This is a genomic window from Halobacterium sp. CBA1132, from assembly GCF_001485535.1.
Lineage (GTDB): Archaea > Halobacteriota > Halobacteria > Halobacteriales > Halobacteriaceae > Halobacterium.
This window is the reverse complement of record NZ_BCMZ01000001.1, coordinates 1,593,938-1,609,386: the sequence shown is the minus strand read 5'-3', so window position 1 is coordinate 1,609,386 and position 15,449 is coordinate 1,593,938. Positions and strand designations below refer to the sequence as shown.

The 15,449-nt window shown below is 70.8% G+C and carries 12 protein-coding genes; 4 read left to right on the top strand and 8 right to left on the bottom strand.

Translation table 11 applies throughout. The features are described 5' to 3' along the window. Nucleotides 1-78 precede the first annotated feature (78 nt). From AVZ66_RS08340 to AVZ66_RS08330, 3 genes are read left to right on the top strand one after another with little or no spacing between them, the layout of a single operon-like run. On the top strand, nt 79-3,633 hold the full coding sequence (locus AVZ66_RS08340) for an MMPL family transporter (RefSeq protein ID WP_058984686.1): 3,555 nt from the start codon (nt 79-81) through the stop codon (nt 3,631-3,633). Continuing rightward, on the top strand, nt 3,630-4,382 hold the full coding sequence (locus tag AVZ66_RS08335; RefSeq protein ID WP_058983609.1) for a TrmB family transcriptional regulator: 753 nt from the start codon (nt 3,630-3,632) through the stop codon (nt 4,380-4,382). The genes AVZ66_RS08340 and AVZ66_RS08335 overlap by 4 nt, the downstream gene beginning before the upstream one ends. Before the next feature lie 32 nt (nt 4,383-4,414). Beyond that, nucleotides 4,415-4,840 (top strand): GNAT family N-acetyltransferase, encoded by a 426-nt coding sequence (locus AVZ66_RS08330; protein ID WP_058983607.1) that lies wholly within the window; start codon nt 4,415-4,417, stop codon nt 4,838-4,840. 1 nt (nt 4,841) lies between these two features. On the opposite strand, the gene AVZ66_RS08325 is transcribed toward AVZ66_RS08330, so the two are convergent. The 3 genes from AVZ66_RS08325 to AVZ66_RS08315 form a co-directional block, all read right to left on the bottom strand. Beyond that, a complete protein-coding gene (locus AVZ66_RS08325; protein ID WP_058983605.1) occupies nt 4,842-5,960 on the bottom strand; it encodes a hypothetical protein in 1,119 nt (372 codons plus the stop codon). Between the two features lie 180 nt (nt 5,961-6,140). Beyond that, the gene (locus tag AVZ66_RS08320) at nt 6,141-6,563 is read right to left on the bottom strand and encodes a GtrA family protein (protein WP_058983603.1); all 423 of its coding nucleotides are present in this window, start codon (nt 6,561-6,563) and stop codon (nt 6,141-6,143) included. Continuing rightward, entirely contained in the window at nt 6,564-7,991 is a 1,428-nt protein-coding gene (locus tag AVZ66_RS08315; protein ID WP_058983600.1) for a sulfatase, read from the bottom strand. A 199-nt stretch (nt 7,992-8,190) separates the two neighbouring features. On the opposite strand from AVZ66_RS08315, the gene AVZ66_RS08310 reads away from it, so the two are divergent. Further along, entirely contained in the window at nt 8,191-9,141 is a 951-nt protein-coding gene (locus AVZ66_RS08310; RefSeq protein WP_058983599.1) for a MoxR family ATPase, read from the top strand. Here AVZ66_RS08310 and AVZ66_RS08305 read toward each other — a convergent pair whose 3' ends face one another. From AVZ66_RS08305 to AVZ66_RS08285, 5 genes are read right to left on the bottom strand one after another with little or no spacing between them, the layout of a single operon-like run. Beyond that, a complete protein-coding gene (locus AVZ66_RS08305; RefSeq protein ID WP_058983597.1) occupies nt 9,142-9,384 on the bottom strand; it encodes a glutathione S-transferase N-terminal domain-containing protein in 243 nt (80 codons plus the stop codon). Between the two features lie 33 nt (nt 9,385-9,417). Further along, complete coding sequence (locus AVZ66_RS08300) at nt 9,418-10,932, bottom strand: hypothetical protein (RefSeq protein ID WP_058983595.1); 1,515 nt, start codon at nt 10,930-10,932, stop codon at nt 9,418-9,420. Beyond that, complete coding sequence (locus AVZ66_RS08295) at nt 10,929-12,284, bottom strand: DUF58 domain-containing protein (protein ID WP_058983593.1); 1,356 nt, start codon at nt 12,282-12,284, stop codon at nt 10,929-10,931. Before AVZ66_RS08295 ends, AVZ66_RS08300 begins: the two co-directional genes overlap by 4 nt. Beyond that, a complete protein-coding gene (locus tag AVZ66_RS08290) occupies nt 12,281-12,868 on the bottom strand; it encodes a hypothetical protein (RefSeq protein ID WP_058983591.1) in 588 nt (195 codons plus the stop codon). The genes AVZ66_RS08295 and AVZ66_RS08290 overlap by 4 nt, the downstream gene beginning before the upstream one ends. Then, nucleotides 12,865-15,411: a transglutaminase domain-containing protein gene (locus AVZ66_RS08285; RefSeq protein WP_058983590.1), complete on the bottom strand. Its 2,547-nt coding sequence runs from the start codon at nt 15,409-15,411 to the stop codon at nt 12,865-12,867. Before AVZ66_RS08285 ends, AVZ66_RS08290 begins: the two co-directional genes overlap by 4 nt. Nucleotides 15,412-15,449: the final 38 nt, after the last annotated feature.

Here is a 15,449-nt window from a genome sequence, read left to right as displayed (position 1 = left end):
TACGGTGTAGCTGTCAGTATCATCCGAGAACCACACTGTCAGTATGATTCTACCAACAGCATTCCGGGGGTGGCTGACGTGAGCCGTATCGGCGACATCGCCGCTCTCGTGACGAAACACAGCAAAGCAGCCATCGCAATCATGCTGGTGTTGACCCTCGTGGTCGGCGCCGGCGCGCCGATGGTCAGTCAGTCCTCGTCGCTGGACCAGTTCCAGACGCAGAGCGACGAGTCACAGAAACTCGACTACATCGAGGAGAACTTCACGTCGGGCCCGGATAACACGACGACCGTCCAAATCGTCGTCCGCGACGGCAACGTCCTCACGAAGAACGCACTCGTCGGCACGCTCGAATACGAGCGCGCGCTCTACGACAACGAGACAATCAACGAGACGCTGGCGAGCGACAGCGCCATCACCGGCATCGCGAACGTCGTCGCCACGGCGTCCATCCAGCAGGAGGAGGGTCGCGAACTCCAGACCACCCTCCGAGAGTTCGAGCAACTGAATCAGACCGTCCAGTCCGAACGGGCGGCGCTCGAACAGCGCGCGACCGAACTGAACGCGACTGCTGAGTCACTGCGCGCGGAACTCACGTTCCTCCGGCAGAACCCCGGCGCGAGCGTCAGCGCGGCGTTCGACCGGGTGCGCGCGAACTCCTCGGTGACCCTCACCGACAGCCACTACGCGACCTTCGAACAGGCCGCGAGTGACCTCCGGAGCGCGAGCAGCCAGTCCGAAGTCGAGGCAGCCTACCGACTCGGTACGCAGGGCGTCCTCGAAACGGAGTACGCGGCCCTCGAAGCTCGCTCGGACGAACTCGAAGCGCAGGCCGAGCGCCTCCAGGAACTCGGCGACGAGCTACAGACCCAGCGCGCGGAGTTCGAGAACGCCAGCGATGCGTCGCTGGACGAACAGCTCACGCAGCTCCGGTCGCTGAACGACTCACAGGTCGAGTCCCTGGTCACGACCGTGCTCGCAGGCGGGCAGAACGGCGGCAACGGCCAGTCCGTGTTCGGCCTGATGCCGACCGCCTACGACCCGGGTTCGGCCACCGCGGAGGCGACGATGCTCGTCGCCACCCAGCAGACCGACAGCGAAGTGCCGGCCGGCGGGCAGGTGACGAGTGACGCCATCATCGACGGCCAGCTCGCGATGCAGGACCTCGGCGAGGACCGCGACCAGGACTACCTCGTCTTCGGGGGCGGCATCATCAGCCACGAAATCAACACGTCGATGACCGACAGCCTGCTCATCGTCGGGCCGCTCGCCATTCTGTTCGTGCTCGTGGCGCTCGCGGTCGCGTACCGCGACGTCCTCGACATCGTGCTCGGCCTGTTCGGCATCGGCGCCGTCCTCGCGTGGACGTTCGGGTTCATGGGCTGGGCGGACATCCCGTTCAACCAGATCATGATCGCGGTGCCCGTGTTGCTCATCGGGCTCTCCATCGACTACGCGATTCACATATTCATGCGGCACCGCGAGGAACGCCTCGGTGCCACCGACGACCCCGACAGACCCGCCGACCCGCGCGGGTCGATGCGCGTCGCGCTCGCCGGCGTCGGCGTCGCGCTCGTGTGGGTGACCGCCACGACGGTCATCGGCTTCCTCTCGAATCTCACGAGCCCGGTGCCGCCAATCGGTGACTTCGGCATCGTCTCCAGCGTCGGCATCCTCGCCGCGCTGCTCGTGTTCGGCGTGCTGATTCCCGCGCTGAAAGTCGAAATCGACAGCTTCCTCGAGTCCCGCGGCTGGGACCGCAAGAAGCGCGCGTTCGGTACCGGCGGCGGCCGCTTCAGCGAAGTGCTGTCGTTCGGTTCGAAGGCCGCCCGGAAGGCGCCCGCTATCGTGCTCGTGATCACGCTGCTCGTGACCGCCGCGGGCGCGTACGGCGCGACGAACGTCGACACGTCGTTCAACCAGCAGGACTTCCTCGCGGAGGACCCCGCTGACTGGATGAAAGACCTCCCGGAGCCGTTCGCTCCCGGCGAGTACACGGCGAAGTCGAACCTGAACTACGTCAACAAGCGGTTCTCCCCGGAGAACTCGCAGGCGCAGGTGTTAATCGAGGGTGATGTCGCCACCGACAGCGCCCTCCAGCGGATTCAGGCGGCCCGTGACGCCGCCGCAGAGAAGAACGTCACGTACACGCTCGCGAACGGCGAGCCCGCTGTGCAGGGGCCGCTGTCGACGATGCGTTCGGTCGCAGCGTCCAACGAGACGTTCAACGCGACGTTCAACGCCGCGGACACCGACGGCGACGGCGTCCCGGACCGGAACGTCGAAGCCGTCTACGACGCGCTCTACCAGACCGCGCCCGAGCAAGCGGGCTCGTACCTCCACCAGACTGACGACGGATACAGCGCGGCGCGACTCGTCGTCTCCACGCAGGGGAGCGCGTCGGGCGACGCCATCACCGAACAGATGCGCGACGTCGCGGAGGTTGCCTCCGGGGACGGCCTCGAAGCCACCGCGACCGGCAGCGCCATCCTGAACAAAATCGTCCAAGACCAGCTGCTCGACACCGTCATCCAGAGCCTGCTGGTGACGCTCGTAGCTGTGTTCGCGTTCCTGATGGCGACCTACCGGATTACGGACGGGAGCGCGACCCTCGGTGCGGTCACGCTGCTGCCCGTGGTGTTGAGCGTCGCCTGGATTCTGGGGACGATGTACGTCTTCAGCATCCCGTTCAACGTGCTCACGGGGATGATTACGAGCCTCACTGTCGGGCTCGGGGTGGCGTACAGCATCCACCTCAGCGAGCGCTACATGCAGGAACTGGAGCGCACCGACACCGTCTGGAACGCGATGCGGACCGCAGTCACCGGCACTGGTGGCGCGCTCCTCGGGAGCGCCGCGACCACCGTCGGCGGGTTCGGCGTGCTCGTGTTCGCCATCCTGCCGCCGCTCCAGCAGTTCGGCGTCATCACCGGCCTCACCATCGTGTACGCGTTCCTCGCGTCCGTGCTGGTGTTGCCGACGCTGTTGGTCCTCTGGACGAAGTACTTCGGCCCCGAGGACGCGAACTTCGGCGGTGACGGGGACGACCCCGACCCGCCCGCAGACGACAGCGACGAGTCGACGACGGACGCCGAGACGGCGACGGCAGCGGCCGGCGCCGACACGACGGCGGGCGCAGACGCGGCGACACGGACGCTCAGCCGCACGCTCGTCCAGCCCGGCGGGACTATCACCGCGACGGTCACTGTCCCCGCCCGAGAGGGTCGCGTCGTGCTCACGGAGACGGTTCGCGGCGGCACCGTGACCGACTACGACACCGACCCCGAGCCGGTCGACACCGTCGTGGACGACGACACCGTCTACGTCGCGTGGCGCCTCGACGGCGACGCCGCGTCGCTCAGCTACGATGTCTCCGTCGCGGAGACAGCGCCCGACGGCTCCGACGTGGAACTCTCCGGGCACGTGCTCGCGGACGGCGACGAACGCGCTGTCGGCGGCGACGACGGGGCCGCGGTCGTCTCGGACATCTTCGAGCGCGTGTTCGCGCAGGCAGAGGTCGCCGACGCCGACCTCGCGGAAGCCAGCGCGGCGTTCGAGGACGGCGAACTGACGGCGGACCAGTACGACCGTGTGGTCCGGGAGTGGGCGCGTGAGCGCCCGGAGGGCCGATGAACGACGAGGACGCAGTCGGAGCGCTCAAGCGCCTCGGCCTGTCGACGTACGAAGCTCGGGTGTTCGTCGCGCTCCAGAAGCTCGGCGCGGGCACCGCAAGCGAGGTCGCGGACATCGCCGAGGTGCCGCGCTCGCAGGTGTACGGCGCAGCCGAGGACCTCGAAGGCCGCGGGCTCGTCGACGTCGAGCAGTCGAACCCGACGCGGTACCGGGCTGTCGGCGTCGAGGAGGCCCGCGAGCGCCTCTACCGCCAGCTCCGCTCGGAGAGCGACGCCGCCTTCGACTACCTCGATTCGGTCCGCGAGGAGTACGGCGCCACCGAGGAGAGCGAGTCCATCTGGACGGTCCGCGGGCAGTCCAACGTCGTCTCGCGGACCGCCCAACTGATCGAGTCCGCCGAGGAGCGCGTCGTCTACGGTACCGACGACACCGCCCACACGGAGCCGGCTGTCCGTGACGCGCTCGCGGGCGCCGTCGACGCCGGCGTCGACGTGACTGTCGTCAGCGAGGCCGAGGCGGTGCTCTCGGTCGCCCGCGACCTCGGCGCGCGCGGCGTCTCCGTGGCGCAGCAGCCGACGCCGGACATGGGCGCCGAGCGCGTCGTGATGGTCGACGACAGCGCGGTGCTGGTGAGCGTCGCCAGCGACGACGGCACCGAGACCGCGTTCTGGAGCCGCGACACCGGCTTCGCCGCGATGCTGTCGTCGCTGCTCGGCGAGTTCGTCGCGGATGTCGCCGGCGAGCAGTAGGGGTTTTCCGCCTCGCCGCCCGACCCACTTCTATGCCGGTCGTGGTAGCCGACACCGACGCCCGCTACGAGGATGCGCTCAGCGTCAGGTACGCCGTGTTCGTCGACGAACAGGGCGTCCCCGAGGACCTCGAAGTAGACGACCACGAGGACGACGCGCGCCACTTCGTCGCGTACGACGACGGCGAGCCAGTGGGCGCTGCGCGCCTCCGCGAGTACGAGGCCGGCGTCGGGAAAGTCGAGCGCGTCGCGGTCCTCGAAGCCCGGCGCGGCGAGGGCTGGGGCGCGGCGCTGATGGACGAACTGGAGCACGCGGCCCGCGAGCGCTACGACGAGCTCTACTTGCACGCCCAACTGCCCGCTGCCGGGTTCTACGACGAGCGCGGCTACGTCCGCGACGGCGAGGAGTTCGAGGAGGCGGGCATCCCGCACGTGGCGATGCGGAAGCGGCTCTCGTAGGCTACTCCGGTCGGTGTTCGAGGCCCGTCACCAGCGAGTAGACGGTGCCCCCGCCCCTGTGGTGGAGTTTCGCCGCCGCGAACGCGTACTCGCCGCGGGCGCGGTCGTCGTGGAGCGCGAACGACGTCCCGTTCTCGTCGGCGGTCACGTAGACCGCTTCGCCCGGTTCCAGCGGCGCGTCCGTGGTGACTGTCCCGGTCACGTCCGGGAAGATGCGCGCCTCCCACCCTTCGAGCGATTCCATCCCGTAAGCTTCGAAGGTCGTGTTCGCCGAGAGCGTCGCTCCGCCGGTGTTTCGGAGTTCGAGCGCGCGGCCGTCCTCGACTATCGACACGGAGAGCTGCGGGAGACTATCGACCCACGACGGCTGCCCCGTCCACTCGGCGTCCGCGTCCAGCGAGAGCGACGTCTCGACGGACTCCCGGTCGTCGCCTGTACCGTAGTCGTAGGACGCCTCGACTCTGTGGACGACGCCCTCGGGCGTGACGAGCGCAGTTCCGTTGTACGTCGGGGCGATGTCCGCGTCCGGCGCGGGCTCGTCGGCGGTGAGTTCCACGAGCGTCCGGCCGCCCCGCTCCACGGTCCCGTTGACGGTGTAGTTCCCGAGGACGAACTGCGTCGCGAGTCTGTACTCCACGTCGAACGGGTCGCCGTCGGTCAGCCACCCGTCCGTCCCGGGGGTGGTGGTGTTCTGCGTGACCCGGTACAGCGTCGTGTTCCGGTTCTCGACTTTGTGGCGGACGAAGCCGTACTCGCCCGTCTGGTAGGACTCGCTCACGATGCGATTGCCGTTCTCGGTGCGGTCGATGGTGGCGTAGAACGGCGTCGGCCCGTCGCCGTGCGCGTACGTTTTGACGCTCGTGTAGTTCGAGCGGTTCGCCTCAGTGGTCAGCCGCACCGACTCGTTCGCGGTCGCCGCGAAGTGCGCGTCCGCGAGGACGGTGCTGTTCGCGAGCGTGCCGTTGTCCGCGACGCCCGGCGGGTACTGGTCGACGCTGACGTTCGGCGACCACGTGCCGGTCGTCGGGGACGGGGTGTTCGTGCCGCCGCTACAGCCGGCTGTGACGAGGAGGAGGGCGACGCAGGCGGCCAGCGCCGCGCGTCGTGTCGGGGACCGCATAGAATTACCCGACGGCGTGGCGTGTAAAAATACTGTCGCTCGTCGGCTCCCGTCACCACTCCGTCTCTCGATTCCGCGGCATCGACGACCGCTAGAAGACGCTCGGGAGGCCGCTGCGTGCGCCGAGCGTGACGAGCCGCCGGGCGAGCCTGCCGACGAACGTCGCGGTGGGTGCGCCCGCTACCCCCACGTCCACTTCGCGTCGAGGACGTAGCGGTAGAGGCCGCTGACGAGGATGGCGAACGCGTTCGCGAGCAGGTACGGGAGCGCGCGCCACTCCACGAGCGCGAACAGCACGCCCACCTGTATCGGAATCGCCGACCCCCGTATCACGTTCGTCTTCAGCAGGCCGACGAGGTAGTCGACGGTGCCGGTGTTGCGGTACTTGCGGAACGTCCACGCGTTGTTGAGGATATACGAGAGGACGATGGTGATTTCGATGGCAATGATCGCGCCAACGAGGTAGTTGAGGCGCCCGATGTCGACGAACAGCCACAGCAACACCATCTGGACGCCCGCGGTGAACGCGCCGACGGCGACGAACCGCCGTAACTGCACCGCGAACGGCCCTTCGTAGAGGCCGCGGAGGTAGCGCCGCACCATCTACTTGTAGCCGAGTGCTTCCAGTCGCGCGCCGAGGTCGCCGTCCACCTCGGTTTCGGTCGTCCCGCTGCGGTTCCGGATGGTCGCGGCGTGCTCGTCGGCGAGCAACGCGAACCGCTCGACGACGGCTTCGGCTTCCGGCGTCGGGTCGACCGAGCGGTCCTCCTGCTGGTCGGGGTCCGAGGGGCGGTGGTAGAGTTCGGTCTCCTCGGTGTCGACGTTCTCGATGTACGTCCAGTCCTTGTCGCGGACGCTCACGAGCAGGTCGCCGTCGTCCAGCGACCGCGGAATCGGCTGGGCGGTCACGGAGTCCCCGCGCACCGTCACGGACACGACCGGCTCGTCGTCGGGTTCCTCGCCGTCCAGAACCGTAGACGCCAGCGAGTCGCCCTGCCAGTCGGCGTCGGCGTCGACGCCCAGCAGATCCGTGATTGTCGGCGGAATCGAGTCGAGTGCGACCTGCTGTTCGACTCGTCGAGATTCGGCGCCGGGCACGTCCACGACGAACGGCACGCGAATCAGTTCGTCGTACAGTTTCGGGTAGTGCGCGAGGTGGCCGTGCTCTTGGAACTCCTCGCCGTGGTCGCCCGCCAGCATCACCGCCGTCTCGTCCGCCACGCCCTCCGCGTCGAGCGCGTCGAGGAGTCGGCCGATGCTGGCGTCGACCTGCCGGACGGCGGCCTGATACAGCGTGCGGAGGTCCGCGAGCGTGCGGTCGCCGACCTCCCACCCGAGGCCCGTGCGGGTGTGCGCGAGCAGCATTCGGTGCGTGCCGAGCACGTTCGAGGACACCTCCCGGATGTACCGCGGCGCGGGCACGTACGGCGTGTGCGCGTCCATGTAGTGAACCCACAGGAAGAACGGCTCGTCGGCGTCCTCGACGAACTCGGTGGCTGCGTGCTCGACGTCGAACATCCGGGACGTGTCGAGGAACGGCCGGTCGTCGCTGTCGCCACGCAGCCACGACCCCGCGCGGCGCACCGGCGACGTCGCCAACTGCAGCCACGCCTCCACGGTCGGATGGGTGGCCAAATAGCGGCTGTAGATGCTGGAGCCGACGCTGGCGACGAACGGCTCGAACTCGTCGAAGCCCTCGTCGTAGCCCCAGTGGGAGGTCAGAAAGCCGTTCGCGGCGTTGAATCCGCCGGTGGCGACGCCCGCTTCCGAGAGCGCCGAGGCGAGCGTCGGCGACTCGCTGACACCGACCTCGTCGGAGTCGGAGAACACTGGCCGGGAGGACAGCATCGACGGGAACGAGAACGGCGTCCAGTTGCCGTTCGCGAACGCCCGCTCGAAGACGGTCCCTCGCTGCGCGAGGCGGTCCATCACCGGCGTGTGTCGCTGTTCGTCGTGCGCTCCGATTGCGTCCGCTCGGAGCGAGTCCACCGTGACGAGTACGACGTTCGAGAGGTCTGTGTCAGGTCCCATGTTCGTCGGTTGCTGCCGTCCCCTGTTCGAGGCGTGCCCCTTCCTCGAACGACGCTAGCACGCACTCCTCTCGGTGGGAGCCGTGTAGGCGTTTCGCTGGTTAGTCGACTCGACGGGCCGGCGAAGTATTAACTGAGCGGTTGTTTGCCGTGGGAGTAGGCGACAACTACAAGGACGGCGGCGGCGACCCACGACTCGAATGGACGCCGACACCGCCGCCCGGACGTGCACCGACGTGATAGACGCGGTCAGCGAGGCGGTCGTCACCGACCGCGCGTTCCTCGAAACCGTCCTCTCCGGTGCGCTCGCTCGCGGTCACGTCCTCCTCGAAGACGTGCCGGGCACCGGGAAGACGCTGACTGCGCGCAGTCTCGCGACCGCGCTCGGCTTGGAGTTCACGCGCGTGCAGTTCACGCCCGACCTCCTCCCGTCGGACATCACCGGCTCGCACGTCTACGACGCTCGCACGGAGTCGTTCGAATTCAACCCCGGTCCCGTGTTCGCGAACGTCGTGCTCGCGGACGAAATCAACCGCGCGCCGCCGAAGACCCAAGCCGCGCTCCTCGAAGCGATGGAAGAGGGACAGGTGAGCGTGGACGGCGAGACTCACCAGCTCCCGGAGCCGTTCTTCGTCATCGCGACCCAGAACCCCGTCGAGCAGGAGGGAACGTTCCGCCTCCCCGAGGCTCAGCGCGACCGTTTCGCCGTGAAAGCGGGCATCGGCTACCCCGACCGCGCGGGCGAACGCGAACTCATCGACCGCCGTGCCGACCGACAGACCACCACGCCCGAGGTGTCACAAGTCGTCCCCGACGACGCGCTCGCGGACCTCCAGCGCGTTCCCGAATCGGTCGCGGTCAGCGACGGCGTCCGCGACTACGTCGTCGACATCGGGCGCGCGACCCGCGAGGACGACCGCGTCGAGGTCGGCGTCAGCCCACGGGGCACTCAGCGACTCTTCGAGGTGGCTCGCGCCCGCGCCGTCGTGCAGGGCCGCGACTACGTCACCCCCGACGACGTCAAGCAGGCGGGCGAACCCGTCCTCGTCCACCGACTCGTGCTCACCGGACAGGCCACCGTCGAGGACGTCGACGCCGCCGACGTGGTTCGTGACGTCCTCGACAGCGTCGAAGTCCCCGCTGTCTCGTGACTACTCGCCGTACGTCTCGTAGAGATAGTCGACGATATCGCCGCTCTCGTTCATCCCCTCGACGCCGTGCTCGGGGTCGACGAGCACGGGCACCTGCGACTGCCCGCTGACTTCTCGAACTTCGTCCCGGCGGAACCCGAAGAAGGAGACGCGCTTGGTCTCGTAGTCGAGGCCGAGGTCGTCGAGCGCGCGCTCGACCTTCCGGCAGTACGGGCACAACGGCTGCACGTAGAGCGTCCGCATACTCCAGAAATCGACCGCCCCGGTGTTAGTTCTTCACTCCGCGAGTGCGCCGACCAGCACCGCCAGTCCCACTCCTGCCGCGACAAGCGCGACCAGCGCCGCGCTCGCGTCGGGCGTCTGGAAGCCGGCTGCGACCCCACCGACGAGCATAGCGGCGTAGTACGCGAGCACGCCCACGGCGACCGCGGCGGCGACGTGGACGACTTCCGCGCGGGCCGTCGGCGCGTGGCGCTGTAGTCCCGCGGTGAGGCCGACGCCGTACTCGCCGACATCCCACGCGACCATCCCCGCGGCGACGAGCGCGAACACGAACTCGCGTGGCGCGCCCTGCGTGCCGGCGGCGGCCGCGGCGACCACGAGCGCGCCGGCGGCGACGGCGGCGGGCGCGCTGCGCTGCGGAATCGCGCGAATCCAGCCCAGTCCCGCGAACGCCAACAGGAGACCGGCGAGCGCGGCCAGCGGCGCGAGCAAGCTGACGAGCGCCAGCGCCGGTTCGCCGAACGTCGCGACGACGCCCTCGAAACTCGCCCGCGCCTGCTGTGGGAGCGCGCGCCGCAGTTCCGCGACGATGCGACCCGCGAACAGGACGCCGACGACCACCGCGAGCACGCCGCCGCCCGCGGCCGGTGCGACCCGGCGCAGGCTCTCTCGGTGGTCGCCGGTCGCGAGGCGCGCGACCCGCAGCACGGCGACGACGAACACGGAGACGGCGGCGGTGGCGAGCAGCAGCGTGCGGACGACGCCGGCGGACGCGAGCGCGCCGACCAGCGAGACGACGGCGTCGGGCATCTGGGCGACGGCGCGCTCCGCGAGTCCGGAGACGAACGCGACGAACACGACCGCCCAACTCAGCACGAACAGCCGCCAGACCGACAGGCAGGCGACGACGACCGAACGGCTGGCTCGCGAGACGCTCTCGCGGCGGTCGCGGGGCGCGAATTCGACGAGCGGCGCGGCGGCCACGCCCGCGGCGAGCGCGCGCGCCGTCGCCGCGACGAGCACGAAGAACACGACCACGTCGACGCTGCCTCCCGTGGGCGAGTGCACGAGACCGATGAGCGCGCCCGCCACGTCGCCGAGTTCGCCGAGCACGCCGACGTTCTGCTGGACGCGTCCGACGAGCGCGGCGACGGTCGCGAGGAACGGGAGGACGGTGGTCGCGACGACGACGGAGAACGCGCGACCGACCGCGCCACCGCCCACGCCGCCCGTGAACGCGGCCGTCGCGCCGAAGCCCGCGGCCCCGAACGCGAGGACCACCACGGGGTCGAGGACGTCAGCGAGCAGCGGGAGGTCAGCGGCCGAGAGCCCGGCGGCCGCGAGGACGGTGACGCCGCCGACGGGCGCGAGCACGGACGCCGCGAACACCGCCAGCGGCTCCTCTCGGGTGGCGAGACCGGTCGCCACTGCGAGCAGTCCGCCGCCCGCGGCCGCGGCGAACGCCAGCAGACCGTACGTGGCGCGAGCGTCGTTGACGGCGAACACCACGACTGCGAGCATCGCGGCGCCGGCAACCAGCGTCGGCCGTCGCGCGGTCTCGGTGCTCATCGCTTTCCCTCCCGAATCGTGGCAGTCGCCCGCGCGACAGCGCTGGCGAGCGGTTCGTCGGGCGACCAGTCGACGACGCGCGCACCCGTCGCCCGAATCGCCGAGAGCGAGAGCGCGCGGTCGGCCGCAGCGAGCGTGCGACCCGGTGTGTCCGTTGTGGTGACGTCCGGGCTGACCGCGGTGACGTGGTGGCCGTCGGCCGCAAGTCGGCGCGTCAGCGCCACGGGGAACTCGTCGAGTGCGGGCGAGCAGACGACGACCTGCGTGCCCGGCGGCACGCGCTCGGCGAACCGCCCGACGCGCGCGTCGTCGCCGGCGCCCAGCCGACTCCCGCCGTCGGTCGCGGCCGCTCGCTCACCGGACTCGTTCTCGGCTTGATTCGGTGATGCAGAGTCACTCGCACGGGCGTCGACGGCGGCGTCGAGCACGGTCGCGATGCGTGCGTGGTGCGCGTCGCCCGTGCCCGGCGACACCCACGCGGGGTCGGCGCCGCCGGTAACCGGGTCGTCGATGCCGAACACCGCGAGGCCGACCCGGTGCCCGGCAGTCTCCAGCGGCTCGACCGCACGCGCTGCGGCGTACGCGGACAGCGACGCTCCCGACGGCGTGCCGGACCGAGCGGTCGCGTCGCTGGCGTCGCGGGCGTCGACGGCGAGTACGACCGCGGCCGCGCGCCGCTCCCGGTAGTTCACCGTGGAGAGTTCGCCCGTCTTGGCGTACCGCCGCCAGTTGATGCGGCTCGCCGGGTCGCCGCGCTGGTACTCTCGCGTGGAGTGGAACTCGATTCCCGGCCCCCCGGAGTCGGTCGGGAGCGTGCCGGCGTGCGCGGTCGTCTGCCGTCGCAACGGCACGTCAGCGACGGTCACGCGGCAGTTCAGTTCGCTCGCGCCAGTCGCGTCGACGTCGACCGTGTGCGCGTCCGTCGCGCTCGCGCCGCGGACGCTGACGGTCGGGTCGCCGAACGGGAACTGCCCGCGGTCCGCGACGACGGTGTACTCGACGGTCGCCGAACCTCCTGCTGGGAGCGCGAGTGCGGCGTCCGGCGAGCCGTCCACGACGCGGAGGTCCTCGGGCACGCCGTCGGCGACGCGGACGTCCGCGAGTGCGCTGTCGCCGGCGTTCTCGACGGTGAGTCCGACGGCCACGCGGTCGCCGGGCAGCGGCGACTCCGCCGAAAGCTCGCGGGTCACCTGCACCGCGTCGCCGCCGCGCGGGACCGAGAGTGCGCCGTAGAGGACGAACACGAGCGGAATCACGGCGGCGACGAACAGCGCCGACCGGCCGCTGGCGACGCCCGCGCCGGCGAGCACGAGCGCCGCCAGCAGGCCGCCCGTGAACCGGGACTGACTCACCGCGACCCCTCCGTCGCGAGGCTATGGACGGCGTCAACGGCGCGCTCGACACGCCGCCGGAACGCGCGGTCGGCGTGCACCCACCCGCGGAGGCGCTCGCCGAGCGGGTACCGGGGCGCGCGCTCGTCCCCGAGGAACGCCGCGGCGACCGGGTCGTCGGTCCACTCGCCGCGCGCGACAACGGCCGCGGCTTCGTCCCGCGAAACGCCGCGGGTCTGCGCGCACGCTCGCACCGCCGTCTCGTGAACGCGGTCGCGGATTCGCGGCCGCGCGTCGCCGGCGAACGCGTCGCCGCCGTCCGCGATGCGGTCGAGCGCGCCGTCGACTGGCTGTCCGGGGTCGCTCACAGACTCGTCGTCGTCCGCGTCCGCGAGCGCCGTCTCCGCGGTCGGCTCGGTCTGCCGGCGCCGCCGGAGCGCGTACCCGACGAGCGCGGCGCCGACGAGCGCGGTCGCGAGCGTCGCGTCTACCCCGCCGGCGGCGCCCACCAGCGACGCGGGCGCGAGTCCCGCGAGCACGCCGACGGCGACCGCGACGCAGACCACGCCCACCGCCGCGAACAGCGTCTCGCGCAGCGAGGTCACTGTTCGCCCTCCTCGCGGTCGTCGCGAACCGAGTCCAGCGCCTCCTGCGCGCGGTCGACGCGCGACGACTCCGAGCGGCCGCCGTACGCCGCGTCACGGAACGCGGCCGTGAGCGCCTCCACGGGCCGCTTCGGGAACCCGCGCGCGACGGCCTCTCGCGCGACTTCTCCGGGCGTCTTCGTCTCCCAGCGCTCGACGCCCACGACGCCGACGAACCGCCGCCACACCGCTTGCAAGCGTCCGTCAGCCGCGTCCGCGTTCGCGTCGACGCTCCGTTCGCCGCCCGCGTCCGCGTCACTCCCGCTCGCTCTGCCGGCTGCTGCCGCGGCGCCGGCGAGCCAGCCGCGAACGTCAGGGAAGCGGATGCGGCCGGGGAGGGACGCGAGCCACGCGAGTACGCCCCGCCAGCCGTCCGCCGCGGCCGCTCGGAGTTCCGCCGCGAGGTCGTCGAGCCTGCCCGCGAGCCCGACGAGCGCGCTGACTGCCGACGATACTGCGCCGCGGGCGAGGGCGGTGAGCGCGTGCGCGACTGCGGACGGAGTGACGCCCCGTCGCTTGGCTCCCATCACGACGCCAGCGAGCGCGCCGACCGCCGCGAGCAGCGCGGCCACGGCGGACGGCAACACCCACCCGATGTACGTCGTCGTGGTCTTCCCGCTGGCCGCCGCTGCGACCGCCGGCGCGCGGGCCAGCGGTATCTCGAAGGAGACGGAGCCGTCCGCGTCGGTCGTACCGACGCGCTCGCCCGCGACCGTGACGGCCGCACCGCCCACGGGTTCGGTCCCCGACGTGACGCGCGCCGTGGCTGCCGTGCCGGGCAGCGGCGCGAGAAGTGACGGAGACACCGCGATAGCGAGGTCGTCGACGGGGTACGTGGTCGTGTCGGTGAGGTCGTCTCGGGACGCCGTGACGTCGAGCACGCCGCTGGCGTCCTCGGGTATCCGGACCGCGATTCGGCCGTCGTCGTCCGTGCGGCCCTGTTCGACGCCGCCGACGCTGACCGTCGCGTCGGGGAACGGCCGGCCGCCGACAGTGACCGTGAGCGTGCGCTCGGCGCCGGGTTCGACGTCGCCGTCGAAGTCGAAGCGGACGTCGCTGTCCACGTCGAACGTCTGCGCGGAGTCGTTGCCGTCGTCCTGCTGGGCGACCGCGGGCGACGAGACGCTGTACGCGCGGTCCTCGCCAACACCCGCGAGCGCGCTCGTGGTGGTGAGGTTGACCGTCGTCGACACCTCGACGCGCAACTGTTCGGCGTACGGGACGGTGAACGCCACCGTACCGTTCTGGTCCGTCTGCCCAACGCGCTCGCCGTTCACGACGAGCGCGACGTTACGAGCGGGCAGGCCTGCAGTCGTCACGCTCGCGGTGACGCGTTCGCCAGGCACTGCGGTCCGGTTCAGGGAGACCGCGAAGTCGCGTTCGTCCTCGTGGAGCGCGTCGCGGGCGCTCTCGCGGGCGTCGCCGGGCGTCGGGTCGAAGCGCACCCAGCCGATGTCCTCGAAGTACACTTCCACCCACGCGTGGGCGTCCGCGCCGCGGACGAGGTACCGGCCGTCGCCGACGTACTCGCCGCCCGCGTAGCCGACGACGTAGCGCGCCGGCACGTCCTGCGAGCGAAGCATCGTCGTCATCGCGGTGGCGAAGTACTCGCAGTAGCCCGCGTCCTGCTCGAAGAGGAACTGGTCGGTGATGTGGTCGCCGGGTTCGGGCACGTCGGTCAGCGAGTACGTCTTGTTCGATTCCAGATAGCGCTCGATGCGCTTCGCGGCGTCGTAGCGGTTGTCGGCGTCACCGACCACGTTGCTGGTGCGCTCGCGGACGCGGTCGGTCGTCTCGACAGTCGTGTACTCGGCGTCGACGACGCTGCCCGCGACGCGGACGTTGTCGAGGACGCTCGGCGCGGCCAGCGGTTCGACGCTCTGCACGCGGTACGTCTGCCCCTCCGTGAACGCTGGCTCCGCGCTGATGCCGCTGGTCGGCGTCAGCGACACCGTCGATATACAGTCGCCGTCCCCGCACGTGAGGTTGACCGGGCGCCACGGCGTCGGCACCGAGGTCGCGGGCCGACGGAGCGTAATCTCGTTCCACTCGGTCTGGAGCTCCGACGCGGGCAGCGGTGGCTGCACGCGATTGACGTGCTGGCGCTCCCAGCCCGACCCGGTGTAGGTCGTGTACGCTTCCGTCCGCCAGTACCGCGACTCGTCGGCCTCCGCGAGGAAGTGCGTCTCCGTCGCGTTCGCGCGCTGCCCGGGCGACATCGGCCCGCCGACGCTCGTCGACCGCCCGGGCGTCAGCGCGCCGAACGCGGACGAACCGAACCCGAACTCGCCCTGCTGGCTGCTCACTTCGCCGAGGAGCGCGTCGACGCCGGGAATCTGCCGCAGGAGGCTCGGCACGTCGCCGGGCGCGGGCGGCGAGTCGAGGCCGCCGAGCGGGGCCTGCCCGGCGAGCGCGGGCGCGGCCGTTGCGGCGGTGACGAGGCCGACGGCGAAGACGACTGCGAGGAGGGCGCGCCGTGCGTCGGGACCGGGGGCGTCACTCATTCGTCTCCCCGTTGGCCGCCACGCCACGTATATGATTC